Below are 22,819 nucleotides of genomic sequence, written 5' to 3'. Positions count from 1 at the left end.
TGTTTGATTTTTAAACCGTAACAATATTTTTTATTACACAATAATGTACCTAAATTTAGAGTTTTAAATATCGTGCTCTACTAAAAAAATTAACATGAAAAATATAAAAAACCTTTTCCTTATTACCTTAATATCCTTAGCAGCAACAAGTTGCTTTAAAGATGAAGACGATATTATTGTCTCAGAAACTGAGAAAACCGAAGAAATAAACGACTTTGTATGGAAAGCCATGAACTCTTGGTACAACTGGCAAGACCTTGTACCCGATTTAGCCGACTCTAAAGCTGACGATAATAGCACTTACCAAGCCTATTTAAATCAATATTCTTCTCCAGAAAACTTATTTAACAGTCTTATTTACCAAACCGATGTAGTCGATCGTTTTTCTTGGTTTATAGAAGATTATATCGAACAAGAACAAGCCTTTCAAGGTATTAGTAAATCTTTCGGTTTACGCTTTCAAGGTGTTCAAATAAATACCGAAGGTGATGTTATTATATATGTACGTCACGTAGCCGACGACTCTCCTGCTAGTGCAGCCAATATTAATCGTGGCGATATTATAAACGCTATTAACGGTACGGTTCTAACAACTACAACATACAATACAGCCATAAATGGTCTATATCAAGATGATGTTACGTTATCTTTTGTTTCGGAAAATGCTGGTACTTTAACAGCTATAGAAGATAAAACAATTTCATCTGCTGTAATCTCAGAAAACCCGGTATATTTAACCAAAGTCTTTTCAGATATCGATGGAAGAAAAGTAGGTTATTTAGTGTATAACGCCTTTAGATCATCCTACAACGACGAGTTAAACGACGCGTTTGGCTTTTTTAAAGACCAAAACATTAGCGAGCTTGTATTAGATTTAAGACTTAACGGTGGCGGATCTGTAGAAACATCTGTTTACCTAGCTAGTATGATTTATGCTAACGCCAATACAGAACGTTTTGCTGAGTTAATTTTTAATAGCAAACAACAAGACGAAAACGATTATTACAACTTTGCAAACACTTTAAACGTATACAACAGCGATAGTGAAAGAACCGGTACACAAGCCATTAACCGCCTGAGTACTTTAAGCCAAGTCTATATTTTAACTTCTGGTAACACAGCATCGGCTAGTGAAATGATTATTAATGGACTAGCACCATACATGCCAGTGAAACTTATTGGTACTACAACTTATGGAAAAAACGTAGGATCTATTACTTTATACGATTCTCCCTCCTCTGATTACTTAAATCAAAGCTCAGCAAACTCTTCGCATTTAAACGCTCTACAACCTATTGTATTTCAAATTTATAATAAAAATGGAGACAGTGATTATGCTGATGGTTTTATACCTAACCTAGCCGAAATTAAAGAATCTGATTATTGGAATGTTACCCTACCATTTGGTGACGAAAACGAAGCGATTTTAAAAACAGCTTTAGATGATATTAGAGGTATTAGCGGACGAAGTACTGTTACCAAACAAGGCGATTTTAAACTTTTAAAAACACCTTTAACAGGCAACAAATTCGAAAACGAAATGTATATTAATAGCGACTTTATTTCTCGTTAATGCAAAAACATAAAACGTATTTTAATTGGAGCTCGGGCAAAGATTCTGCCTTAGCTCTTTATTATTTACAACAAAATAAAGATTATTCTATAGAGCAATTAGTAACAACCGTAAACAGCCACTACAATAGAGTGTCTATGCACGGGCTTAGAACAGATTTACTATTAGCCCAAACCAAGGCCTTAAACATTAAAGCGAGCCTTATAGAGCTTCCCGAAATGCCTAGCATGGAAATTTATGAGGATGTTATGCTTAAAACCGTATCGCAACTCAAAGCCGATGGTTTTACACACAGTGCTTTTGGTGATATTTTCTTGGAAGATTTACGTACTTATAGAGACAACAATTTAGCCAAGCACAACATTAAAACAGTTTTTCCTATTTGGAAAAAAGACACTAAAACACTCCTTACCGAGTTTTTAAATTTAGGTTTTAAAACTATTATAGTTTGTGCTAATTCTAAATATTTCGATGCCGATTTCGTAGGTACAATTATAGATGAAAATTTTATAGCTAATCTACCAGAAGGTGTTGATCCTTGCGGAGAAAATGGCGAATTCCATACTTTTTGTTTCGACGGCCCTATTTTTGAAAATCCGATATCTTTCACTATAGGCGAAAAAGTATATCGCGAATATGATATACCTAAAACCGATAAAAACACAATCTGTTCTGCAGATAAATATGGCGTTTGGTATTGTGATTTAGTACCAAACCTAACAACATAAAAAATGCCACCATAATAGGTGGCATTTCTTTTTATAAAAATACAATACGTATTCTATTTAGTTCTTTATTAATTTCTGTGTAAGTACACCTTCCGTTGTGGTTAACTTCACAATATATACACCAGAATTTAATCGAGCAACACTTATAGGCGTTGCTTTATTACCCACCAATTGCTTAAGTACTAATTTACCAGTAACCGAATAAATAGTAACAATTCCAGATTTAGAAACGTATAATTGAGACGTTGCAGGGTTAGGATACAATCCTAAAGCATTAGTTGCCGTTTTATCATTTAAGCTTAGCGTAACTTGCTTTAACACACCAATAGCATCTAAATCGAAACCAGAAGAACCAAAAGGTGTCGCGTAAGGATCGTTAACTATATTTCCATAACTATCGTATGATGCATACGCAGGATCAATAGTGCCAATAACATCAATAAGCTTTACGTGAGTAATGGCATTTTTGTTCAATAAAGCATTATCTGTAATATCATCTAAATCGAAAGGAGTGCCGTAACTCGCTCTATATTTGCCTGCTAAATTATTAATGTAAGTTGGGTCTACACTTCCAAAACCTCCAACTTGAGTCTCTGTTTGTGTTTGGCTGTGCGATGGAAATCTAAAGTAATCTGTTCCATTAGAACTTACCTCAACAAAAGCTAATTCTAAAAAAGTATCACTAAAGCTATTTTCAAAAATAGCAAAATCGAACCCCACATTATTAACTATAGGGTTTTCAAAAGTTAAAACCGCAGTTCCTCCATCACCAAGACTCACTATCACACCATTAGACTTTCCAATGGCATTATCTGCCTCTCCAACAGTTGCCAACGGTCCTGTTGGGTTTGCAATATTTTGAGGTCCGCGAACCACTTCTGCACCTGTAGCCCAAGCTACTAGATCTTCAGAATCGCGATGAATAGCTGTTGAGCCATCAGCACCTGCTTTTGGTGCGTAAGATTGTGCATTAATAGATAAGCTAAATAGTACAAAAAGTAATAAATTGAGGGAATTTTGCTTCATGATTTTTTAAATTAGGTGTAAAAAAAACAGTCACAAAGTGCAACTGTTCTTAATATGTTATTGTTGTTTTTCTAAAAATGCCCTGATACATTAGGGTGCATCAGGACTGGTAAAAGTTTAGATATTAGTTAAAGTAAATTTTCGATGCACCAAGACCAACATTAAAAGTCTCAAGTAAAGTAGCGCTATCTAAATCGTAAATTAACAACTCACTTTGTGCTGTAAAACTTGCGTTGGTTACATAAATTTTATCATCATCAACAGATAGTCCGTAAAGATAAATATCTGCAACATCCAAAATAGATGTTGTTGGTAAAGTTGATTCATCATCATCCAACTCGTATATTTTATTATTCATAGAATAATAAACCTCGTCATCATCATGTGCCATTTGGCTTGGGTGTAAACCTTCTGCAAACTCAAGTGTTTCAATAACAGTATCCGTAGATGTATTGATTCGTGTTATAGAAGCCGCTGTTTCTACATAGTCAGCTGCCAAAGTTCTGGTATCACCACTACATAAAACAACTAAGTTTCCGTTAGAATCAAAAGCTATTTCATCTGGAGCATCATTAACTGTAATAGTTTCAATACTATCATCTGTAGTATCAATTACAGAAATAATGTTATTAATATTATAACCTCCTTTGTGCGATACATATAAATTATCGCCTTTAGCCAAAATTTGTTCTGGACCTTCACCTATTGCAATAGTATTTGTTACAGTGTTTGTCGTTAAATCGATTTCAGCAATAAAATCATCTGTAGTATCATTACCATCTCCCCAGTTTGTTACATACCCTTTACCGTTTAGAAAAGTAATGTACCTTGGAGTTATTAAACCTGTTGAAATTTCAGCTTGTTTTACAAACGTATATCTATTTACTACGGTAATTGTGTTAGCGTTATCAGAAATAATGTAAGCTAAATCATCATCAAAGCCAATAGATTGTAAATACACACCTAAATTTTCAGAATTTACATTGTAATAAATTTCGTTTTCTAAAGTCATGTAATCATCTGATACATAAGATATAGATGCCGGCCCACCTTCCGAGCTAACTAAAATACCATTATCATAGTCGCCTAATGGTAATTGCACATCGCCATCATCGTCATTAGAACAAGAAAAGACAAAAAGAGATACTGATAAAAGTGATAAAATAATTTTCTTCATTTTTAATTTATTAGAATTTATAGTTAATTTGAATATTAAAATTTCTATTCGGCATAGGCCTAAAAGCTACGTTTTCGTAAACTTCATTAAATATATTTTTCAGAGTAACACCTATTTCTAGTTCGTTTTTTGTGTTCTTAAAAAAAGTGTAATTACACCCCATATTCCCCACATCAAAACCGCTTAAAGAAGTAAAACGTCCTTCTAGATTATCTGCTGTAGTAAAAACACCTCCATTAAACATGTGCTGATAAAAAACTGTAACAACTTTATAATTGTAGGCCAAGGCTAGATTCCCTTTATGAAACGGCACATAAATAAGTTGTTTATTGGTTTCTAAATCTTCAGAAACAGTATAAGAGTAATGCCCAGAGACATTAAATTGATGCTCATTAATATTGTAATGCGATTTCACCTCTACTTCGGCACCATAACTTGCTACTTCACCAATATTTATAGGGGACCATAGGCCAGTGCTGTTTGGTTGCCACTGTATCATATCTTCAGTATTGATATAATAACCATTAAGCTTTACATTAAAATTAGGGTAATTAAAGTTTTGCCCTAAATCTATTTGGTAAGACGATTCTGGAACCAGATCTAAATTTCCGCCTGGTTGCCAATACAAATCGTTAAAAGTAGGAATACGGTAGTTTTTAGAACCGTTTATTTGAATCTGATAATGTTCAAATAAATCAAAACCAGCATCAACTGAAAATACAAAGGGTCTCTCACCTCCTGTTGTAAAATCTTGTCTTAGGTTAACGCCATAACTTATCGAGTTATTAGGTTTGTGATTAAGCAACGCTGTTGTAGAAAATACGTTTCTTACCGGTTCCTTAAAACTATCTCCGTTTCCTTTTGAATTTGAATATTCTAATATGGTTTTAAATTGAAGTTTCTCATTAAAACTCACATTAAAACTATGATTAATTAATAATGTATTTACTCTTCCTAAACTATAATTGTCTTTATCCTTGTTCTCGAAATATTTAAACATTTCGTGTAAATGAACCACTTTTAATCGTGAACTAAATTTACCAATAATTCTCGACCATTCCAACATAGATCTAAAGTTTTCGTCCTCATATTTACTACGAGAAGGCCCAACTAGAGTGCCAGAAAAATTACGCTCGCCAATATAACTTTGGTGGTATAGTTTTAAAATATCCTTATCGGAAATAAAAACGCCCAAATTCACATTCATATTTAAATTATGGAACTCACCGTTTTCATTTACACTGTCGGTACCAAGGTATTTATAGTCGTTATCAGAGTCTACATAATCTACTCCAATATTTGCCGTCCAAGCCTCACTTCCAAAGGAAGAATTAACACCTAAATTTTTAGAATTAAAACTGCCATATCCCGTTTTTAAACGAGTTTCAACATGATCAGTAAATGTTAAATCGTTATTTAAATGGATGCTACCACCAATAGAGCCACTACCGTATTGCACACTTCCACCACCACTTCTAATGTCTATAGAACTATAGTTTGAAGTATTTACGGTGTTGAAGTCCGTTTGGCCGTTTAATTGTGAATTAATATTAATACCATTCCAAATTACGGCTGTTTGAGATGCTGTTGTGCCTCTAAATGAAGGCGACGACACCATACCTGCACCATTTTCTTTAAAATAAATATTAGAATTGAAAGCTAATAAATTAGTTAAAGATGTAGCATTATTCTTTAAAACAGAATCGGTAAGTTTTTCAATCTTTATACCAGCAGCATAGTTTTTTAATTTACTATCACTTAAAATTACAGCATCTAGTTTTTGAACAGCATCAACCTGTGCTTGCACACCGCTACAAACGCCTAAACCTAAAATTAAAATTAAAAATGTAAAAATCTGTTTCATAAATCTTTAAAACTCTTTACCCGAGAGTTGTTTTAGATGATGAAAATGGCAGGTCTCCTGACTTATTTTATGTTATCTTACCTTCCCAGTTAATACCAGTGGTTTTGAAGTTAATAACACCTTCTAAAGAAGTACCGAAAATATTTCGATAAAAACTTACAGTTGCGGGAACAGTCCTAGATTTTAACTAGATTCCCTTTTAATTCATTCAGCACGTACTGAATGAAACCAAAATTCTCTGCAAAAGTAGATTCTTTTTTAAATGCAGACTAATGAAATTCACTTTTTCTTGTTCAATTTATAAACAAGGTAAATAAAACCAATTAAAAAATGCAGTATTATAATTCCTCCTACTATATATATTGTTAAATTTGAACCGTTTCTCATAATAGAAATTTTATCTAAAGTTAAAAAAACCACCCCATATCAATGTCACTATTGTTACAAAAAAAGTACGTATCGTCTATTTTATTTTTTATTCTAATCGGCTTTTTTTCTTGTAAAAAAAAGAAAGAAAGTACTACAGAAGCTTTTGTTGCAAAAGAAGTGAAATTAAAATACGCCAAAGGCTTCTCAATAAAAGATCTAGGCATGTACAAAACTTTAGAAATAAAATCTCCATGGCCAAATGCCGAAACTACTTTTAAATACGTTTTAGCAAATTATGGTGATGACAGACAAGCGGATATCACAATTTCCTTACCCATTAAAAAAATTGTGGTAACATCTACCACACACCTTCCGGCTTTAGAACTTTTAGGCGTAGAACAAACTTTGGTAGGTTTCCCTGGCACAAAATATATTTCTTCGGAAAAAATAAGATCTAGAGTTGATAATGGCGCTATTAGAGAGCTTGGCAAAAATGAAGGTATAAATACCGAAGTGCTTTTAGAATTAAACCCCGATTTAGTGGTTGGTTTTGGTATCGATGGTAACAATCGCTCTTTAGACCTTATTGCGCGCGCAGGAATTCCCGTGATTTTCAATGGAGATTGGGTAGAAGAGTCGCCACTTGCAAAAGCCGAATGGATTAAGTTTTTTGGAGTCCTTTACAACAAAGAAAAAGAAGCCGATTCTATTTTTAACCGTATTGAAACCGAATACTTAAATGCTAAAAAACTAGCTAAAAATGTAAAAAACAGACCTACTATTTTAAGTGGCGCCATGCATAATGACATATGGTATTTACCTAACGGAACAAGTACAGAAGCGCAATTACTAAGAGATGCCAATACCGATTATTTATGGAACGATTCTAAAGGCACAGGAAGTTTACAACTTAATTTTGAATCTGTTTTTATGAAAGCTCAAGATGCCGATATTTGGTTAAGCCCATCCAATTATTCTAGTCTAGATAAGCTTAAAAATGCAAGCGCTCACAATGCCGAATTTAAAGCTTTTAAAAACAAAAACATTTACACTACAAACAATACAACTGGCGCCACAGGAGGCGTTTTGTATTTTGAATTAGGCATGAGTCGTCCAGACTTAGTATTGAAAGATTTGATAAAAATTTGTCACCCAGAACTATTAACAGACTATAATCTTTTTTTCTTCAAACCTTTAGAATAAACCATATTTTACACAATTATTAAACACAAATAATGAACAAAACCTATACCTATTCATTTCTAGCATTAGCACTAACTTTAGTGTTGTGCTTTTTCGTGAATATTAGTTTAGGGTCTGTTTCAATACCGCTAAAAGCTGTTTTTAATAGTTTACTAAACAGCAATGTAGAACAACAAAGTTGGCAACATATTATTTTAAACTACCGCTTACCAAAAGCCATAACCGCCATAATTGTAGGTTCGGGTTTAGGTATTTCTGGCTTATTGATGCAAACATTATTTAGAAACCCTTTGGCAGGCCCATTTGTTCTCGGTATAAGCTCGGGAGCAAGTTTAGGCGTGGCTTTAGTAATTTTAGGTTCTGGTATGTTTGGAGGCGTTTTAGCATCACTATTTGTATCCAAATGGGGCATTGTAATTTCGGCGAGTTTAGGTAGTTTTTTAGTTTTACTAGCCGTTTTAATGGTTTCTATTAGAGTTCGAGATACCATGGCCATACTTATTATTGGCCTAATGTTTGCCAGTATTACCGCTGCCATTGTTAGTGTGCTTTCTTATTTTGGGTCGGCAGAACAATTACAACAATATGTATTTTGGGGTTTTGGTAGTCTAGGAAATCTCTCTTGGAGCGATCTCACCATATTTTTAATTATTTATGTACTTGGAATTTTAGCTAGTTTATGCTCCATAAAATCGCTTAACACCTTACTTTTAGGAGAAAACTATGCAAAAAGCTTAGGATTGAATATAAAAAAAAGTCGTTTAATAATTATAATCGCTACCAGTTTACTTGCTGGTACAATCACGGCTTTTACTGGGCCAATTGCCTTTATAGGCTTAGCAATACCCCATTTAACCAGACAAATATTTAATACCTCAAATCATAAAATATTATTGCCAGCCGTATTTTTACTGGGCGGAATTGTTATGTTAGTTTGCGATAGTATTGCTCAATTACCAAATAGCGATTATACCTTACCGATTAATGCCATTACGGCTTTAATTGGAGCACCTGTTGTAATTTGGCTACTGGTTAGAAAACGTGGTATGGTATTTTAATCTTATAAAAAAGTAGTAGAAAAAAGCAGGAAACCCATATTATATAATGAAAGAGCAAAATCCACATATCATTTTAAAAACCGAAGATTTATCTATTGGTTACGCCTCAAAAAAGGCAAAAACGGTTGTGGCTTCTCAGGTTAATATTGAATTAAAAAAAGGAGAATTAATCGGACTTATTGGTGCAAATGGCATCGGGAAATCAACACTTTTACGCACCTTAACACATGTGCAAAAACCACTTTCTGGAACTGTTTTTATTAATGAAAAATCTATTTTAGATTACAATCCGTTAGATTTAGCCAAAGTCTTAAGTCTAGTTTTAACCGAAAAAATAGCATCTAAAAACTTATCTGTTTTCGAACTTATTGCGCTAGGCAGACAACCTTATACCAATTGGGTTGGTAATCTATCTGAGCAAGATAAAAACATTGTAAACCAAGCTATTCTTCAAACAAATATAGAAGATTTACAACATAAAAAATGCTTCGAATTAAGCGACGGTCAACTTCAAAAAGTTATGATTGCTCGCGCCTTAGCCCAAGATACCGATTTAATTATTCTAGATGAACCCACCTCGCATCTCGATATGTATCACAAGGCTTATATTTTAAAACTACTTCAAAGACTCGCTAAAGAAACAGGTAAAACCATTCTGTTTTCTTCTCACGAAATAGATTTAGCCATTCAACTTTGCGATACTTTAATTGTAATGAATGCCGGAACTGTAGTTTCCGATCAACCATGTAAACTTATAGAACAAGGCGTTTTTGAGACTCTTTTCCCTAAAGATTTAATTGCTTTTGATAAAAACACGGGGAGTTTTAGGGTGAAGAAGTAAAAACCTAAATTAAATTTTAGTTGAAGCTTCTTTTTTAACTTCAATCTTCAACCTAAAAAAATTATCTTTGAACCTATACCCTATTTTTAAATGAACGACAGTCTCATCTTAATCCTCGCTATTATTATTTCCGCAGTTATTGGTGGTTATTTAGGCATGCTTTTTACTAAACTTAAAAGTAAGAGCGAAAAAAGCACTTTAGAAGAACGTAACAGCAATTTACAGCAACAATTTGAAGCCTTCAAGCAACATACTGCAACCGAAAAACAGGAACAAAAAGTAACAATTTCTAAAATTGAAAACGACCGTGAAAATATTCGTCGTGAAAAAGATTTTTTAAATGCTGAATTAGCAAGAAGAAATACAGAGTTTGAAAACTTACAGGCCTTAAACCTTAAGCGCGATGCTGAGTTAGAGGAACGCCAAGAGCAACTGCGTAAAGATTTTGAAATTTTAGCTACTAAAATACTCGATGAAAAATCGGAGAAATTCACACTTCAGAATAAAGAAAACATTATTAATATTTTAAATCCGCTTCAAGAAAAAATTAAAGTTTTTGAACAAAAAGTAGACTTAACACAAAAGGAAAGTATTAGTATGCATTCCGCTTTAAAAGAGCAATTGTTAGGCTTGAAAGATTTAAACCAACAAATGACTAAAGAAGCGACCAACCTTACACGCGCCTTAAAAGGTGATAGCAAAATGCAAGGAAACTGGGGAGAATTGGTATTGGAGCGTGTGTTAGAAAAATCGGGATTAGAGAAAGATCGCGAATATTTTGTACAACAAAGTTTCACCTTAGAAAACGGATCTCGTGTGTTGCCCGATGTGGTTTTAAACCTACCGGATGGTAAAAAAATGATTATTGATAGTAAGGTGTCGTTAACCGATTACGAACGTTTTGTAAATGCAGAACTAGAAGATCAGCCGCAATTTTTAAAAGCCCACGTCAATTCAATTAAGCGACACGTAGATCAACTTTCAGAAAAAAATTATCAAGATTTATACGATATTGAATCGCCAGATTTTGTACTTCTTTTTATTCCTATAGAACCTGCTTTTGCGGTGGTTGTTAATGAAGATAATTCTATTTACAACAAAGCCTTTGAGAAAAACATTGTTATTGTTACACCATCGACTTTATTGGCGACATTACGCACCATAGACAGCATGTGGAACAATGAAAAACAACAACAAAATGCTATTGAAATTGCACGACAAGCTGGAGCGCTTTATGATAAATTTGAAGGTTTGGTGAAAGATTTAACCAATGTTGGAAAGAAAATTGATGCTGCTAAAACCGATTATTCATTAGCGATGAATAAACTAGTTGATGGCCGAGGGAATATAATTACAAGTGTAGAAAAACTCAAAAAAATGGGTGCAAAAGCTAAAAAGGCATTGCCCGAAGCTATTATTAAACGTGCTCAAGAAGACGACTTAGATTAGATTTCTAGCCGTAACGCATTGATATATTATTAGCTTAGTAAAACGATAGCTACGAAAATCATTTTTTAAAAGTAGATTTTTATAAAACTTCCTAAAAATTAAATACCTTTATAGATTACGTTTAATATATTTTTATTTTAGAATATATTTCAAAGTATTATTTAAAACTAAACGACTAAAATTTTATGTTTAAGCATCCAGAAGAATCTCAAGTTTCAATTACAGAATTAATGCTTCCGTCCCACTCTAATTTTAGTGGAAAGATTCATGGTGGACATATTTTATATTTAATGGATCAAATTGCATTTGCCTGCGCTTCTAAACACTCTAGAAACTATTGTGTAACGGCTTCTGTAAACAAAGTAGATTTTTTAAACCCTATTGAAGTAGGGCAACTAGTGACGCTTAAAGCTTCTGTTAATTACACAGGAAGAACTTCTATGGTTATTGGCTTGCGTGTAGAATCGGAAAACATTCAAACAGGAGAAGTTAAACATTGTAACTCATCATATTTTACTATGGTTGCTAAGGATGAAGATGGTAATAATGTACCGGTTCCTGGTTTAATTTTAGATAACGAACAAGGCGTTAGACGTTTTGCGCGTAGTATTGTAAGGCAAGATCAAGCTAGAAAAAGATCATCACGATTTAATTCTTCAGATTTTAAAATTGAAGAACATATCGATTTTGTAAAAACTCAAAACGTTCAAGTAAATTTATAAGAACATATCGATTTTATAAATTCAAGACATAAAAAAAGTTCAATTAACTGAATAAAACACTTTCAGCTAATTGAACTTTTTTAATTTTATAATAACCTTATTATAATCGACTTAATAATTCGGCTTTCTTGTTTTCAAACTCTTCAACCGAAAGTATATCTTTCTTTTTTAGATCTGCCAATTTTTCTATTTTCATAAAAATATCTTCCTCTAAAGCGCTATTGTTATTGTGACTATTATTATTTGTGTTTGCAGTTGCTTGCTCTACAAATATAGGCTCTGGCTGATTTTGAATAATGTTATTATTCACCGGTGCTGGTTTAGGTCTATTATCTTCACCCGATACAATTGGTAACGTACTTAAATCTACCGTACCATATTGACTTGTAAACGTCACAGAATAATTACCGCCTTGTTGCTGCCCTACACCACCAATTTGGTTGTCTAAAGTATCAAACACTGTTACTTTTCCGTTTTGTTGAATCGCTAAACGTCCAATATTAGAAAAAATAGCATAGCTCGTTCCGTTTTGGCTTCCTGTAGAATTAGGAAAACCTAAATTACCCCACCAGTTACCAGATCCGGATTGAAATCCGTTTTGGTTTTCTACTTTCGGTAACGGTTTATATTGTATACCACCTTGATTTATTAAATTAGATAATTCAACACACAGACCATCTACTGTAGATTTAAGCTGATTGTTAAACATATCGCCTACCATGGTCATGCCACCTTGCATCCACTGACCTCCGCCGCCTAATTCGGAAATATTAAATTGGGCCATTGTGCCGTTACTTCGCATAAGGGCTTGCGTTAAATCTGTTACGGCATTAGTGCTCACTCCATAACGGTTTGCTACATTCGTCATATTCTGAAAGCTAGCATCTGTGAATATTGAATTCATAATATATATTCTCTTTTTAGTTCAAATTGTTAACTTAACAATTTTGCGGTAAAGGTAATCTATAGTAATACCAATAACCTTCTTTTATACAGAAGTTTAGCTTTTATTTTACATTAAAGAAGAAAGAAGTTTCTTTCTTAACAGTAGCGTCATATTCTAAGTGAAAAATCTATTTTTATAACATGTAATTTGAAGTCAATTTTTCGTATTCTGCTATTTGTTCTATTTCCCAAGCCTTATCTTTTCCAAGTAATTCTCCCATTATTTTAGCGACTTCAGGAGCCATTCTAATACTTTCTTTAGCATCTAGTAATTGGCAACGTACTCTACGCGCTAGAAAATCTTCTACTTTCCTGGCCATTTCATGCCTTACAGCCCAAACGACTTGAGCTTGTATTACAGACATAGAAGTACTTATAGATTTATCCCATCCGTTTTGTTCAGATAACTCAAGAAGTGCATCTTCATCGCTTCCGTAGAAATATAAAGGATTATCAAAATTGACGTCTTCTTTATAACCATGTATTTTTAAATCTCTGGTTTTTGAAGGTCTATGTTCCCATTTATGGTTTTTCTCTGCTTTATTTACTAAATCTTCACCCATTTTTCTAAAAGTAGTCCATTTGCCACCAACCATAGTTAAAAGCCCTGATTTTGATGTATAAATTTTATGACTTCTAGAAATCTCTTTTGTTTTATTGCCTTCTCGTTTAGGGGCCGCCAATGGTCGTAAACCAGCGAAGACACTTAATACATCACTTCTTTTAGGTGCTTTAGTTAAATAACGACTTGCCGTATTTAAAATGAATTCAATCTCCTCTTCGAAAGCTATGGGTTCCAAAACTCCACGTTCTACTGGAGTATCTGTTGTTCCAATAATAACTTTATTATGCCAAGGCACTAAAAAGAGTACGCGACCATCATCTGTTTTCGGAATGGTAATCGCATCATTTCCCGGTAAAAACGATTTATCTAATATTAAGTGCACACCTTGGCTAGGAGCAATTGTTTTTCTAGAACCTGGTGCATCCATTTGTAACACATCATCTGCAAAAACACCGGTAGCATTAACAACTTGTTTACCTTTTATTTCGAATACATCTCCAGATTCTTCATCCTGAACTTTAACACCCATTACATCGCCCTTTTCATTTTTAACCAAAGCATTTACAGCACAATAATTAAGAACAATAGCTCCCATTTCTGAAGCACTTTGAAGCGTATTTATAGCCAATCGCGAATCATCGAACTGACCGTCGTAATAAACAACACCCGCGGAAATTTTCTTCGGATTAATTAAAGAAATACGTTCTAAGGTTTCTGACTTTGAAATATGTTTAGATCGCCCTAAACTCAGTTTCCCTGCTAATAAATCGTAAACCGTTAAACCAATGGTGTATAAAATTTCATCGTACCAGCCGTGTGTTGGAATAATAAACGATTGAATTTTTACGACATGAGGTGCATTACGCAACATTAACCCACGCTCCACAACAGCTTCTCGCACTAAAGCAATATCGCCTTGTTCCAAATATCTTACACCGCCATGCATTAACTTGGTGGCTTTACTTGATGTTGATTTTGTAAAATCTGATTTTTCTAATAACACTACCGAGTAACCTCGTGCCGAAGCCTCTAAAGCAATCCCTATTCCGGTTGCTCCGCCGCCTATAATTATAAAATCGTAAGTTTTGGAATCATTCCTTAACTTATACATCATGTCTTCTCTGTTCATGTAGACTTACTTTATTTTAGGAGGGCTATTAGTTACAAACGAAGTTAATAAAATTACAACCAACTAGAATAGGTTTAAAAACAAAAAACCCCGCATAATTGCGAGGTTTTTAATATAATTTGAATTGTTATTATTTGCTTAAGTACATTTTACGTCTTGAATATAAATCGTAAAAAGCATCGTCTTTTAAACTATCAATAAATAAGATACTCTCTCCCGTACTCTTCATTTCTGGTCCTAGTTTCTTATTTACATTATGGAACTTATCAAAAGAGAATACTGGTTGCTTAATGGCGTAACCTTCTAGTTTAGGGTTGAAAACGAAATCTTTAACTTTCTTCTCACCTAGCATCACTTTAGTAGCATAGTTTACATAAGGCTCTCCATATGCTTTTGCAATAAATGGTACCGTTCTAGAAGCTCTCGGGTTGGCCTCAATAATATAAACCGTATCATCTTTAATAGCAAATTGGATATTGATTAACCCAACTGTATTAAGTGCTAAAGCAATTTTTTTAGTATGATCCTTTATTTGTTCCATCACTAAATCACCTAAGTTAAAAGGTGGTAGTAATGAGTTACTATCTCCAGAGTGAATTCCGCAAGGTTCAATATGCTCCATGATTCCAATGATGTACACATCTTCCCCATCGCAAATAGCATCAGCTTCAGCCTCGATAGCACCATCTAAATAATGATCTAGAAGTAATTGGTTACCTGGCATTCTGCTTAATAAATCTACAACGTGCTTTTCTAACTCTTCCTTATTAATTACAATTTTCATACCCTGACCACCAAGAACGTACGATGGACGCACTAATATTGGAAAGTCTAATACATCTGCAATCGCAGCCGCTTCATCAGCTGTTGTTGCGATATCAAATTCTGGATAAGGAATATTATTTTCTTTAAGCATGTTAGAGAACAGTCCGCGATCTTCAGCTAAATCTAAAGCTTCAAAACTTGTTCCTAATATCTTAACACCGTATTTAGTTAATTTCTCCGCTAATTTTAATGCGGTTTGACCACCTAACTGAACAATTACACCTTCTGGTTTTTCATGTTTAATAATGTCGTAAATATGTTCCCAAAATACAGGCTCGAAGTATAATTTATCGGCTGTATCAAAATCGGTAGAAACCGTTTCTGGATTACAGTTAATCATGATGGTTTCGTAACCACATTCAGCTGCAGCTAAAACACCATGCACACAACAGTAATCAAACTCGATACCTTGACCAATTCTGTTTGGTCCAGACCCTAAAACAATTACTTTTTTCTTATCTGTAACAACACTTTCGTTATCTGCATAACGATTACCGTCTGCAGTTTCCATATCACTTTCAAAAGTTGAATAGTAATAAGGAGTTTTTGCTTCAAACTCAGCCGCACATGTATCTACTAATTTGTACACACGGTTTATACCAAGTTCTTCACGTTTATTATATACTTGACTTTCTAAACAGCCCAACATGTGCGCTATTTGGCGATCACCATATCCTTTTTGTTTAGCCTCTAATAATAAATCCTTTTGAATGGTATCTATTTTGAAGGTAGAAATTTCGTTCTTAATCATATGAAGTTCCTCATATTGCTTTAAGAACCACATATCAATTTTGGTGATTTCGTGAATTCTGCTTAGCGGAATTCCCATTTCGATAGCATCATAAATAATAAAAACACGATCCCACGAAGCATAAGTTAATTTTTCAATTATTTGTTCGTAGTTTTTGTTTTCTTTACCATCGGCGCCTAAACCATTTCTCTTAATTTCTAGAGATTGTGTTGCTTTGTGTAAAGCTTCTTGAAAAGAACGCCCGATACCCATAACCTCACCTACAGATTTCATTTGAAGTCCTAAAGTTCTATCTGAACCTTCAAATTTATCAAAGTTCCAACGTGGTATTTTTACAATTACATAATCTAATGTTGGCTCAAAAAGTGCCGATGTAGATTTAGTAATTTGATTTTTTAATTCATCTAAATGATATCCTAAAGCTAATTTTGCAGCAATTTTAGCGATTGGGTAACCTGTTGCTTTACTCGCTAATGCAGAAGAACGAGATACACGTGGGTTAATTTCAATAGCGATAATATCTTCTTTCTCATCTGGAGAAATCGCGAACTGTACGTTACATCCTCCGGCAAAATCACCAATATTACGCATCATATGGATAGCCATATCACGCATTTTTTGGAATGTTTTGTCGCTTAATGTCATTGCTGGAGCAACCGTTATCGAATCTCCTGTATGAATACCAATTGGATCCATATTTTCGATAGAACAAATAATAACAACGTTATCATTAGAATCTCTAAGCAACTCTAACTCATACTCTTTCCAACCTATTAAGGCTTTATCAATCATAACCTCATGAATTGGAGAAATCTCTAATCCGCGCGTTAATAATTCATCAAAATCTTCTTCTTTATAAACAAAAGAAGCACCTGCTCCACCTAAAGTAAAGGAAGCTCTAATAATTAAAGGAAAACCAAATTCTTGAGCAATTTCTTTACCTTTTAAGAATGAAGTTGCAGTTGCTTGAGGCGCCATTGGAATACCAATATCCAACATTAAGTGTCTAAACTTCTCTCTATCTTCAGTAATATTAATGGCATCAATATTAACACCAATAATGTCTACACCAAAATCTTTCCAAATTCCTTTTTCATCAGCTTGAATACATAAATTTAAAGCTGTTTGCCCCCCCATTGTTGGTAAAACCGCATCAATTTGAGGATGATCTTTTAAAATCTGTATTATAGATTTTGTAGTCAACGGAAGTAAATAAACATGATCTGCCATAGATGGATCGGTCATGATAGTTGCTGGGTTGGAATTGATTAGAACTGTTTCTATTCCCTCTTCTCTTAGCGAACGTAACGCTTGAGTTCCTGAATAATCAAATTCGCAGGCTTGTCCAATTACAATTGGTCCTGAGCCAATAATTAATATCGATTTTAGTTTTGAATTTTTTGGCATTTTACTCGTTATTTATTGTAGCTTAATGAATTGCAAAAATAGTAATCAGTTGACATAAAAAAAGGCATTACACTTAAGTAACACCTTTAATTTATCAACAATTGTTAATCATTTATTTCTTATGTCTAGTTTCAGTAGAAACAGATAATTTTTTTCTTCCTTTAGCTCTTCTACGTGCTAATACCTTTCTACCATTGGCAGAAGCCATTCTTTCTCTAAAACCGTGTTTGTTTCTTCTTTTTCTCTTAGAAGGCTGAAAAGTTCTTTTACTCATTATCTTGTATCTTTAAAACTGAATTGTATTTTTTTAAATCTATAGCTCTGAGTGTTCCCCAAAACTGACGGCAAATATACGAAGACTTTTCACTTTGACAAATGTTATTAGAAAAAAAGTTAGATTATTTTTATTCTGAACAAAAACATAGAGAACACCGCAATATATTTGACTTCGTTAGTCTTTTTTATGATAAAGGTTTCATTTGTTTTTCATAAAAATTTAGTTTCTTTGCACAAATAACAGTTAAATAGAAGGATATTTTCTTCTAGTTTCATACCAAAACTCAACCATGTACAATAAAATTATAAAACTTATTATCGCTGCGGGTCTTATTGCTTTTGCAGTTTATCAATTTACTGAAAGTAATATAGGTAATGGCATTATGCTTATTTTACTTTCCCTAATATTCATTTTCTTATACTTTAAGAATGAATTTATTTTATTAGCCTTTTTAAAATTAAGAAAACAAGATTTTGAAGGTGCAACAAAATGGTTAAACAAAATTAAAAACCCAGAAACGGCGTTAGTAAAAAAACAGCAAGGTTACTATAATTATTTAAACGGTATTATGGTATCGCAATCTAATATGAACGATGCTGAGAAATACTTTAAAAAAGCAATTTCTCTTGGTTTATCTATGGATCACGATTTAGCGATGGCTAAATTAAACTTGGCTGGTATTGCTTTTTCTAAACGAAGAAAAATAGAAGCTCAAAAACTACTTACTGAAGCAACTAAACTTGACAAACAAGGAATGTTAACTGACCAGATAAAAATGATGAAGGATAACATGAAACGTGCCGTTGGACCAACACAACACTATGGTTCTGGAGGTTCTGTAAGATCTCAAAAACGTAGAGGATAACATTATTTAAATACTCCATAATAAAAAAGCCAATACTTTTAAAAGTATTGGCTTTTTTATTGATATCTACTACCGACTAGTTGTAATATCCTTCTTCAGGAATATCGATATAATATTGTTTTCTAGATCTATTGTTTAAGTGTGGCTCACGTAACCAAGGGTTATGTAACTTTAATATTTTGTAGTTTATACCATAATTTTCGGCAAACTTAGTAAAATCTGTTACTGCTGTATCTACTTCTACTTTGTAAGTTGGTACAGGCGTGTATAGATCTTTATCTCTAAAATTGAAACCATATGTATCTGGGTTAGATAAAATTTCTTTTAAAGCTACAATTCTAAACATATAACGCCCTGTTTCTTCGCCTAAAAGCAAATCGTAATACTCACTTACATTTTGTTCTTTTAAACGCCTAGAAACACCTGCATTTCCAGCATTATACGCGGCAGCTGCTAACGTCCAAGATCCTAATTGTTCTTTCGCTCTTAACAAATATCTACAGGCTACTTCTGTAGCCATTTCTAAATTGTAACGCTCATCAACATTATTGTTTACTTCTAAACCATTTTCTCTACCTGTTGCAGGCATAATTTGCCAAAACCCTCTTGCTCCTGCTGGAGATACAGCATTGGTTAAACCACTTTCTATAACAGCTAAATATTTAAAATCGTCTGGCACACCATGTTTAGCCAAAATAGGTTCTATAATTGGGAAATACTTTTTAGAGCGCTTAAACATTAATAAACCATTAGATTGCCAATACGTGTTTACTAACAACTCTCTATCCATACGTTCTAAAATATCTGGATTATCAAGTGGCATTGGCTCTCCTGCGAAATCTAATTTTTCTGGAACTTGCAACGCATAAACATTATAATCGTTTATTAATTTAGTTTCAAAATTCTCATCGGTAGGAGCTTCTTGAAAAGCATTAATAAACAAGGCGCATAAGCTTAATAAGCCTACTAAAGCTAGGGTTTTCTGTACTATTTTCATTTTTACTTCTTTTTATTTTAAATGTAAGTTTTTTATTTAATTTTCTAATATAATTTTTGGTAAATTTTCGTTAAACCATTTATACTTATTTATAATCGCAATATGTGTTCCGTTTTTAACAACCATACAGTTTTTTATATTCTTAATAGGAAAAACCCCATCGGCATCACCATGGATATGTACTATATCTTTTGGAGCCTCTTTTTGCTCCCAGCAAACCATTTGCTCTATAGCCCAAGATAAATAACGACTATCATTAACCGAAAGGTATTTTTGATAAAGTTCTATACGTTTCTTAACCACATTACCTACTGCATATTTTTCGAATACATCAATATTTGAAGCCAATTGCGTTGGCACTAACTTATAAGCCTTTGTTGTTTTAGCCAACAACATACGTTTTGGCAATTCGTACATAGATTTAACACTCGATGCAATAATTAATTTCCTCGTTTTTATATGTTTAGCCATTTCTTGTACTAAAACACCTCCAAAAGAGACACCTAATAAAACAATATTATCGTGTTTTACACCCTGAGTCATTCGCAAAGCATAATCACTAAGCGACTCATTTTCAATAGGTATCATCCATTCTAACAGATGAATTTGAAAGGTTTCTTCTGGTAATTTTATGTTTTCAAAAATTAACGGACTAGCAGCCATTCCTGGCATGAGGTAAACATGTATTAGCTCTTGATGCATAAGGGATTAACTTCTATTTAACTATAATATAATGTTTTTTTTTCGTACTTTTGCACGACAAACTTATACAAAAATAGTTCTCACTATTTCAAGTTTGCAAATAATTTTAAAAATTTTATGATATGGTTGAAGCTGCTGAATTGATTGATAACGATTTTTTACGTCAATTTGAAATTAAAATCGATGACCAAATGGCCATAATCGAATATTCTCTACAAGAACGAAAGATTTTTTTAACAAAACTTTTTATTCCAGAAAGCATAACGGACGAAAACTTTAGTAAAGATTTTTTATCTGCTGTATTTGATCAAATAGCTGAACGTAACTTAAGCGTGATGCCTACTTGCCCAGAAATAGCAAAATTTGTTAGAAGCAACAGAAAGTACAAGCGCATGCTACCAGTAGGCGTAAGAATCTAATTTTAGAAATAACCTAAAACAAAAAATCCGAAGCAAAGCTTCGGATTTTTTTATGTTTTATATTCAACGTTGACTATCAATAATAATCTGAATAATCATTAGATATTTTATCAAGAACAACCACACCTGCAGAACCAGTTAACTCAAGTTGCCCGTCATCATTTATTTCATAACTATTTCCAGAGACATCTATATCTAAAAGCGTAACCACTTTACCATTTAGCTCCCAATTAAAAGGCTCTAAACTTGAAGTCTCTTCACCTGTATTCGTTTCGATAGCATAAATACTTAATCCGGTATTATTGTCTCCAAAAACTAATGTAAATGTTGTTGCAGCTTCTGTGGTAACCTCACTGGTTTGCCAAACTCCTAATAAAATAGAATCTTTATCGTTATCATCATTGTCACTAGAACAAGACATGAACAGAAAAACAACTAAGAGAGAAGTTAATAATTTTAAGTTTCTTTTCATAATTAATAAATCTCGATACTTTATACCGAAAACACTTGATGTAAACTTACATCAGCAAACAACATTTAGCAAAATAAAATCGTTTAAACTCAAATAAACCAATGCAAGATGAAAAAGCAGTTATTAAGCAACGCTATCTTGCTTAACAAAATCGAAACGCACTAAGCCATCATCATCAATTTTCGTAAGATTTACCGCATGTAAAGTATTTACCAACTCTGGGTTCCATGGCGTTTTTACTTTTACATAATTTTCTGTAAAACCATGAATGTAACCGCTTTTATTTTCACTTTCAAACAAAACAGTTCTTGCTGATTCTAATTGACTTTCATAAAATGCACGGCGTTTTTTAACCGATAAGCCCCGCAACATCTTACTTCGCTTACTACGCACATTACCTGGAACAATACCATCCATTTCTGCAGCTTCGGTATTATCTCGTTCCGAATACGTAAACACGTGTAAATATGAAATATCTAACTCGGTTAAAAAATTATAAGTTTCTAGAAAATGCTCATCAGTTTCACCCGGAAACCCAACAATAACATCCACACCAATACAGGCATGAGGCATAACTTCTTTTATTTTAGAAACACGATCTACATAAAGTTCACGCATGTAACGGCGTTTCATTTTTTTAAGAATTTCATTACTTCCAGATTGTAGAGGAATATGAAAGTGTGGTACAAAAGCTCTAGATTTCGAAACCAAATCAATGGTATCATTCTTTAGTAAATTAGGTTCAATAGACGAAATTCGTAAACGCTCAATACCTTCTACTTTGTCCAACTCTGTTACTAAATCTAGAAACGTATGCTCATGTTTTTTGTTTCCGAATTCACCTTTGCCATAATCACCAATATTAACACCGGTTAAAACAATTTCTTTTATATTTTGTTTTGAAATATCTCGTGCGTTTTTCAATACGCCTTCCATAGTGTCACTTCTAGAAATACCACGTGCTAAAGGAATAGTGCAATATGTACATTTATAATCGCAACCATCTTGAACTTTTAGAAAAGCACGTGTTCTATCTCCAATTGAATAAGAACCAACATAAAAATCGGCATCTTCAATTTCGCAAGAATGCACTTCACCAAAATCGTTTTTAGATAAATCGTTTAAATAATCTGTTATTTTAAATTTCTCTGTAGCACCAAGCACCAAGTCTACTCCGTTTACATCGGCTAGTTCCTGAGGTTTTAATTGTGCATAACACCCCACTGCAGCTACAAAAGCATCTGGATTAGATTTTTGAGCTTGCTTAACAATAGTTTTAAAACGTTTGTCTGCATTTTCGGTTACCGAACAGGTGTTAATAACGTAAATATCTGCCTTTTCAGAAAAATCTACGCGACTAAATCCCTCATCGTCAAAGTTTCTAGCTATAGTTGATGTTTCGGAAAAATTCAGTTTGCAACCTAAAGTATAAAATGCGACTTTTTTATTCATTAT

General features: G+C 33.3%; 20 protein-coding genes and 1 riboswitch. Of the genes, 9 read left to right on the top strand and 11 right to left on the bottom strand.

The genetic code is table 11. The annotated features are described in order from the left end of the window. Window positions 1-94: 94 nt before the first annotated feature. Window positions 95-1,573 carry a S41 family peptidase gene (locus V6246_RS12465; protein WP_341560805.1) on the top strand — a complete coding sequence of 493 codons (1,479 nt, stop codon included), beginning with the start codon at window positions 95-97 and terminating at the stop codon, window positions 1,571-1,573. After that, window positions 1,573-2,301, top strand: a complete 729-nt coding sequence (locus V6246_RS12460; protein WP_341560804.1) for a Dph6-related ATP pyrophosphatase — start codon at window positions 1,573-1,575, stop codon at window positions 2,299-2,301. The genes V6246_RS12465 and V6246_RS12460 overlap by 1 nt, the downstream gene beginning before the upstream one ends. A gap of 57 nt (window positions 2,302-2,358) precedes the next feature. Here the strand turns inward: V6246_RS12460 and V6246_RS12455 are convergent, their stop codons facing one another. The 3 genes from V6246_RS12455 to V6246_RS12445 all read right to left on the bottom strand — a co-directional run bounded on the left by V6246_RS12455 (window position 2,359) and on the right by V6246_RS12445 (window position 6,368). Then, window positions 2,359-3,327: a T9SS type A sorting domain-containing protein gene (locus tag V6246_RS12455; protein ID WP_341560803.1), complete on the bottom strand. Its 969-nt coding sequence runs from the start codon at window positions 3,325-3,327 to the stop codon at window positions 2,359-2,361. Between the two features lie 124 nt (window positions 3,328-3,451). Beyond that, on the bottom strand, window positions 3,452-4,504 hold the full coding sequence (locus V6246_RS12450) for a YncE family protein (RefSeq protein WP_341560802.1): 1,053 nt from the start codon (window positions 4,502-4,504) through the stop codon (window positions 3,452-3,454). A 10-nt stretch (window positions 4,505-4,514) separates the two neighbouring features. Further along, on the bottom strand, window positions 4,515-6,368 hold the full coding sequence (locus tag V6246_RS12445) for a TonB-dependent receptor domain-containing protein (RefSeq protein WP_341560801.1): 1,854 nt from the start codon (window positions 6,366-6,368) through the stop codon (window positions 4,515-4,517). A gap of 30 nt (window positions 6,369-6,398) precedes the next feature. Continuing rightward, window positions 6,399-6,616, bottom strand: a riboswitch (cobalamin riboswitch). 181 nt (window positions 6,617-6,797) lie between these two features. On the opposite strand from V6246_RS12445, the gene V6246_RS12440 reads away from it, so the two are divergent. From V6246_RS12440 to V6246_RS12420, 5 genes are all read left to right on the top strand, one after another. Further along, a complete protein-coding gene (locus tag V6246_RS12440) occupies window positions 6,798-7,940 on the top strand; it encodes an ABC transporter substrate-binding protein (RefSeq protein ID WP_341560800.1) in 1,143 nt (380 codons plus the stop codon). Between the two features lie 32 nt (window positions 7,941-7,972). Continuing rightward, the gene (locus V6246_RS12435) at window positions 7,973-8,998 is read left to right on the top strand and encodes a FecCD family ABC transporter permease (protein WP_341560799.1); all 1,026 of its coding nucleotides are present in this window, start codon (window positions 7,973-7,975) and stop codon (window positions 8,996-8,998) included. A gap of 46 nt (window positions 8,999-9,044) precedes the next feature. Further along, window positions 9,045-9,839 (top strand): ABC transporter ATP-binding protein, encoded by a 795-nt coding sequence (locus V6246_RS12430; protein WP_282149001.1) that lies wholly within the window; start codon window positions 9,045-9,047, stop codon window positions 9,837-9,839. A 90-nt stretch (window positions 9,840-9,929) separates the two neighbouring features. Continuing rightward, window positions 9,930-11,288, top strand: coding sequence for a DNA recombination protein RmuC (gene rmuC / locus V6246_RS12425; protein WP_341560798.1), 1,359 nt, complete (start codon window positions 9,930-9,932; stop codon window positions 11,286-11,288). A 185-nt stretch (window positions 11,289-11,473) separates the two neighbouring features. Beyond that, window positions 11,474-12,010 (top strand): acyl-CoA thioesterase, encoded by a 537-nt coding sequence (locus V6246_RS12420; protein ID WP_341560797.1) that lies wholly within the window; start codon window positions 11,474-11,476, stop codon window positions 12,008-12,010. Window positions 12,011-12,110: 100 nt separating this feature from the next. Here the strand turns inward: V6246_RS12420 and V6246_RS12415 are convergent, their stop codons facing one another. The 4 genes from V6246_RS12415 to rpmH all read right to left on the bottom strand — a co-directional run bounded on the left by V6246_RS12415 (window position 12,111) and on the right by rpmH (window position 17,906). Then, window positions 12,111-12,914 carry an SHOCT domain-containing protein gene (locus V6246_RS12415; RefSeq protein WP_341560796.1) on the bottom strand — a complete coding sequence of 268 codons (804 nt, stop codon included), beginning with the start codon at window positions 12,912-12,914 and terminating at the stop codon, window positions 12,111-12,113. 175 nt (window positions 12,915-13,089) lie between these two features. After that, window positions 13,090-14,649 carry a glycerol-3-phosphate dehydrogenase/oxidase gene (locus V6246_RS12410; RefSeq protein ID WP_341560795.1) on the bottom strand — a complete coding sequence of 520 codons (1,560 nt, stop codon included), beginning with the start codon at window positions 14,647-14,649 and terminating at the stop codon, window positions 13,090-13,092. Window positions 14,650-14,779: 130 nt separating this feature from the next. Continuing rightward, on the bottom strand, window positions 14,780-17,632 hold the full coding sequence (gene carB, locus V6246_RS12405; RefSeq protein WP_341560794.1) for a carbamoyl-phosphate synthase large subunit: 2,853 nt from the start codon (window positions 17,630-17,632) through the stop codon (window positions 14,780-14,782). 112 nt (window positions 17,633-17,744) lie between these two features. Then, window positions 17,745-17,906: a 50S ribosomal protein L34 gene (gene rpmH / locus V6246_RS12400; protein WP_042495769.1), complete on the bottom strand. Its 162-nt coding sequence runs from the start codon at window positions 17,904-17,906 to the stop codon at window positions 17,745-17,747. Between the two features lie 292 nt (window positions 17,907-18,198). On the opposite strand from rpmH, the gene V6246_RS12395 reads away from it, so the two are divergent. Beyond that, the gene (locus V6246_RS12395; protein ID WP_341560793.1) at window positions 18,199-18,774 is read left to right on the top strand and encodes a DUF2892 domain-containing protein; all 576 of its coding nucleotides are present in this window, start codon (window positions 18,199-18,201) and stop codon (window positions 18,772-18,774) included. 76 nt (window positions 18,775-18,850) lie between these two features. Here the strand turns inward: V6246_RS12395 and V6246_RS12390 are convergent, their stop codons facing one another. Together V6246_RS12390 and V6246_RS12385 are read right to left on the bottom strand one after the other, a co-directional pair. Next, on the bottom strand, window positions 18,851-19,771 hold the full coding sequence (locus tag V6246_RS12390; protein WP_042495773.1) for a lytic transglycosylase domain-containing protein: 921 nt from the start codon (window positions 19,769-19,771) through the stop codon (window positions 18,851-18,853). 36 nt (window positions 19,772-19,807) lie between these two features. After that, window positions 19,808-20,473, bottom strand: a complete 666-nt coding sequence (locus tag V6246_RS12385; protein ID WP_341560792.1) for an alpha/beta hydrolase — start codon at window positions 20,471-20,473, stop codon at window positions 19,808-19,810. Between the two features lie 122 nt (window positions 20,474-20,595). Between V6246_RS12385 and V6246_RS12380 the strand changes: the two genes are divergently transcribed. Next, window positions 20,596-20,892: an N-acetyltransferase gene (locus V6246_RS12380; protein WP_042495776.1), complete on the top strand. Its 297-nt coding sequence runs from the start codon at window positions 20,596-20,598 to the stop codon at window positions 20,890-20,892. Between the two features lie 76 nt (window positions 20,893-20,968). On the opposite strand, the gene V6246_RS12375 is transcribed toward V6246_RS12380, so the two are convergent. After that, window positions 20,969-21,364: a hypothetical protein gene (locus V6246_RS12375; RefSeq protein ID WP_341560791.1), complete on the bottom strand. Its 396-nt coding sequence runs from the start codon at window positions 21,362-21,364 to the stop codon at window positions 20,969-20,971. Between the two features lie 123 nt (window positions 21,365-21,487). Continuing rightward, complete coding sequence (gene mtaB, locus V6246_RS12370; RefSeq protein ID WP_133968224.1) at window positions 21,488-22,816, bottom strand: tRNA (N(6)-L-threonylcarbamoyladenosine(37)-C(2))-methylthiotransferase MtaB; 1,329 nt, start codon at window positions 22,814-22,816, stop codon at window positions 21,488-21,490. Between the last annotated feature and the right edge of the window lie 3 nt (window positions 22,817-22,819).

The sequence above is a fragment of the Algibacter sp. TI.3.09 genome (assembly GCF_038154905.1).
GTDB lineage: Bacteria > Bacteroidota > Bacteroidia > Flavobacteriales > Flavobacteriaceae > Algibacter.
Note: the sequence above shows the minus strand (reverse complement) of the source record. Positions and strands in the feature narration are given on the sequence as shown.

Bases quoted from the DNA above. Each gene is read 5' to 3' on its own strand.
- V6246_RS12465 (WP_341560805.1), top strand. From the start codon at position 95: ATGAAAAATATAAAAAACCTTTTCCTTATTACCTTAATATCCTTAGCA.
- V6246_RS12460 (WP_341560804.1), top strand. From the start codon at position 1,573: ATGCAAAAACATAAAACGTATTTTAATTGGAGCTCGGGCAAAGATTCT.
- V6246_RS12455 (WP_341560803.1), bottom strand. From the start codon at position 3,327: ATGAAGCAAAATTCCCTCAATTTATTACTTTTTGTACTATTTAGCTTA.
- V6246_RS12450 (WP_341560802.1), bottom strand. From the start codon at position 4,504: ATGAAGAAAATTATTTTATCACTTTTATCAGTATCTCTTTTTGTCTTT.
- V6246_RS12445 (WP_341560801.1), bottom strand. From the start codon at position 6,368: ATGAAACAGATTTTTACATTTTTAATTTTAATTTTAGGTTTAGGCGTT.
- V6246_RS12440 (WP_341560800.1), top strand. From the start codon at position 6,798: ATGTCACTATTGTTACAAAAAAAGTACGTATCGTCTATTTTATTTTTT.
- V6246_RS12435 (WP_341560799.1), top strand. From the start codon at position 7,973: ATGAACAAAACCTATACCTATTCATTTCTAGCATTAGCACTAACTTTA.
- V6246_RS12430 (WP_282149001.1), top strand. From the start codon at position 9,045: ATGAAAGAGCAAAATCCACATATCATTTTAAAAACCGAAGATTTATCT.
- rmuC (WP_341560798.1), top strand. From the start codon at position 9,930: ATGAACGACAGTCTCATCTTAATCCTCGCTATTATTATTTCCGCAGTT.
- V6246_RS12420 (WP_341560797.1), top strand. From the start codon at position 11,474: ATGTTTAAGCATCCAGAAGAATCTCAAGTTTCAATTACAGAATTAATG.
- V6246_RS12415 (WP_341560796.1), bottom strand. From the start codon at position 12,914: ATGAATTCAATATTCACAGATGCTAGCTTTCAGAATATGACGAATGTA.
- V6246_RS12410 (WP_341560795.1), bottom strand. From the start codon at position 14,649: ATGAACAGAGAAGACATGATGTATAAGTTAAGGAATGATTCCAAAACT.
- carB (WP_341560794.1), bottom strand. From the start codon at position 17,632: ATGCCAAAAAATTCAAAACTAAAATCGATATTAATTATTGGCTCAGGA.
- rpmH (WP_042495769.1), bottom strand. From the start codon at position 17,906: ATGAGTAAAAGAACTTTTCAGCCTTCTAAGAGAAAAAGAAGAAACAAA.
- V6246_RS12395 (WP_341560793.1), top strand. From the start codon at position 18,199: ATGTACAATAAAATTATAAAACTTATTATCGCTGCGGGTCTTATTGCT.
- V6246_RS12390 (WP_042495773.1), bottom strand. From the start codon at position 19,771: ATGAAAATAGTACAGAAAACCCTAGCTTTAGTAGGCTTATTAAGCTTA.
- V6246_RS12385 (WP_341560792.1), bottom strand. From the start codon at position 20,473: ATGCATCAAGAGCTAATACATGTTTACCTCATGCCAGGAATGGCTGCT.
- V6246_RS12380 (WP_042495776.1), top strand. From the start codon at position 20,596: ATGGTTGAAGCTGCTGAATTGATTGATAACGATTTTTTACGTCAATTT.
- V6246_RS12375 (WP_341560791.1), bottom strand. From the start codon at position 21,364: ATGAAAAGAAACTTAAAATTATTAACTTCTCTCTTAGTTGTTTTTCTG.
- mtaB (WP_133968224.1), bottom strand. From the start codon at position 22,816: ATGAATAAAAAAGTCGCATTTTATACTTTAGGTTGCAAACTGAATTTT.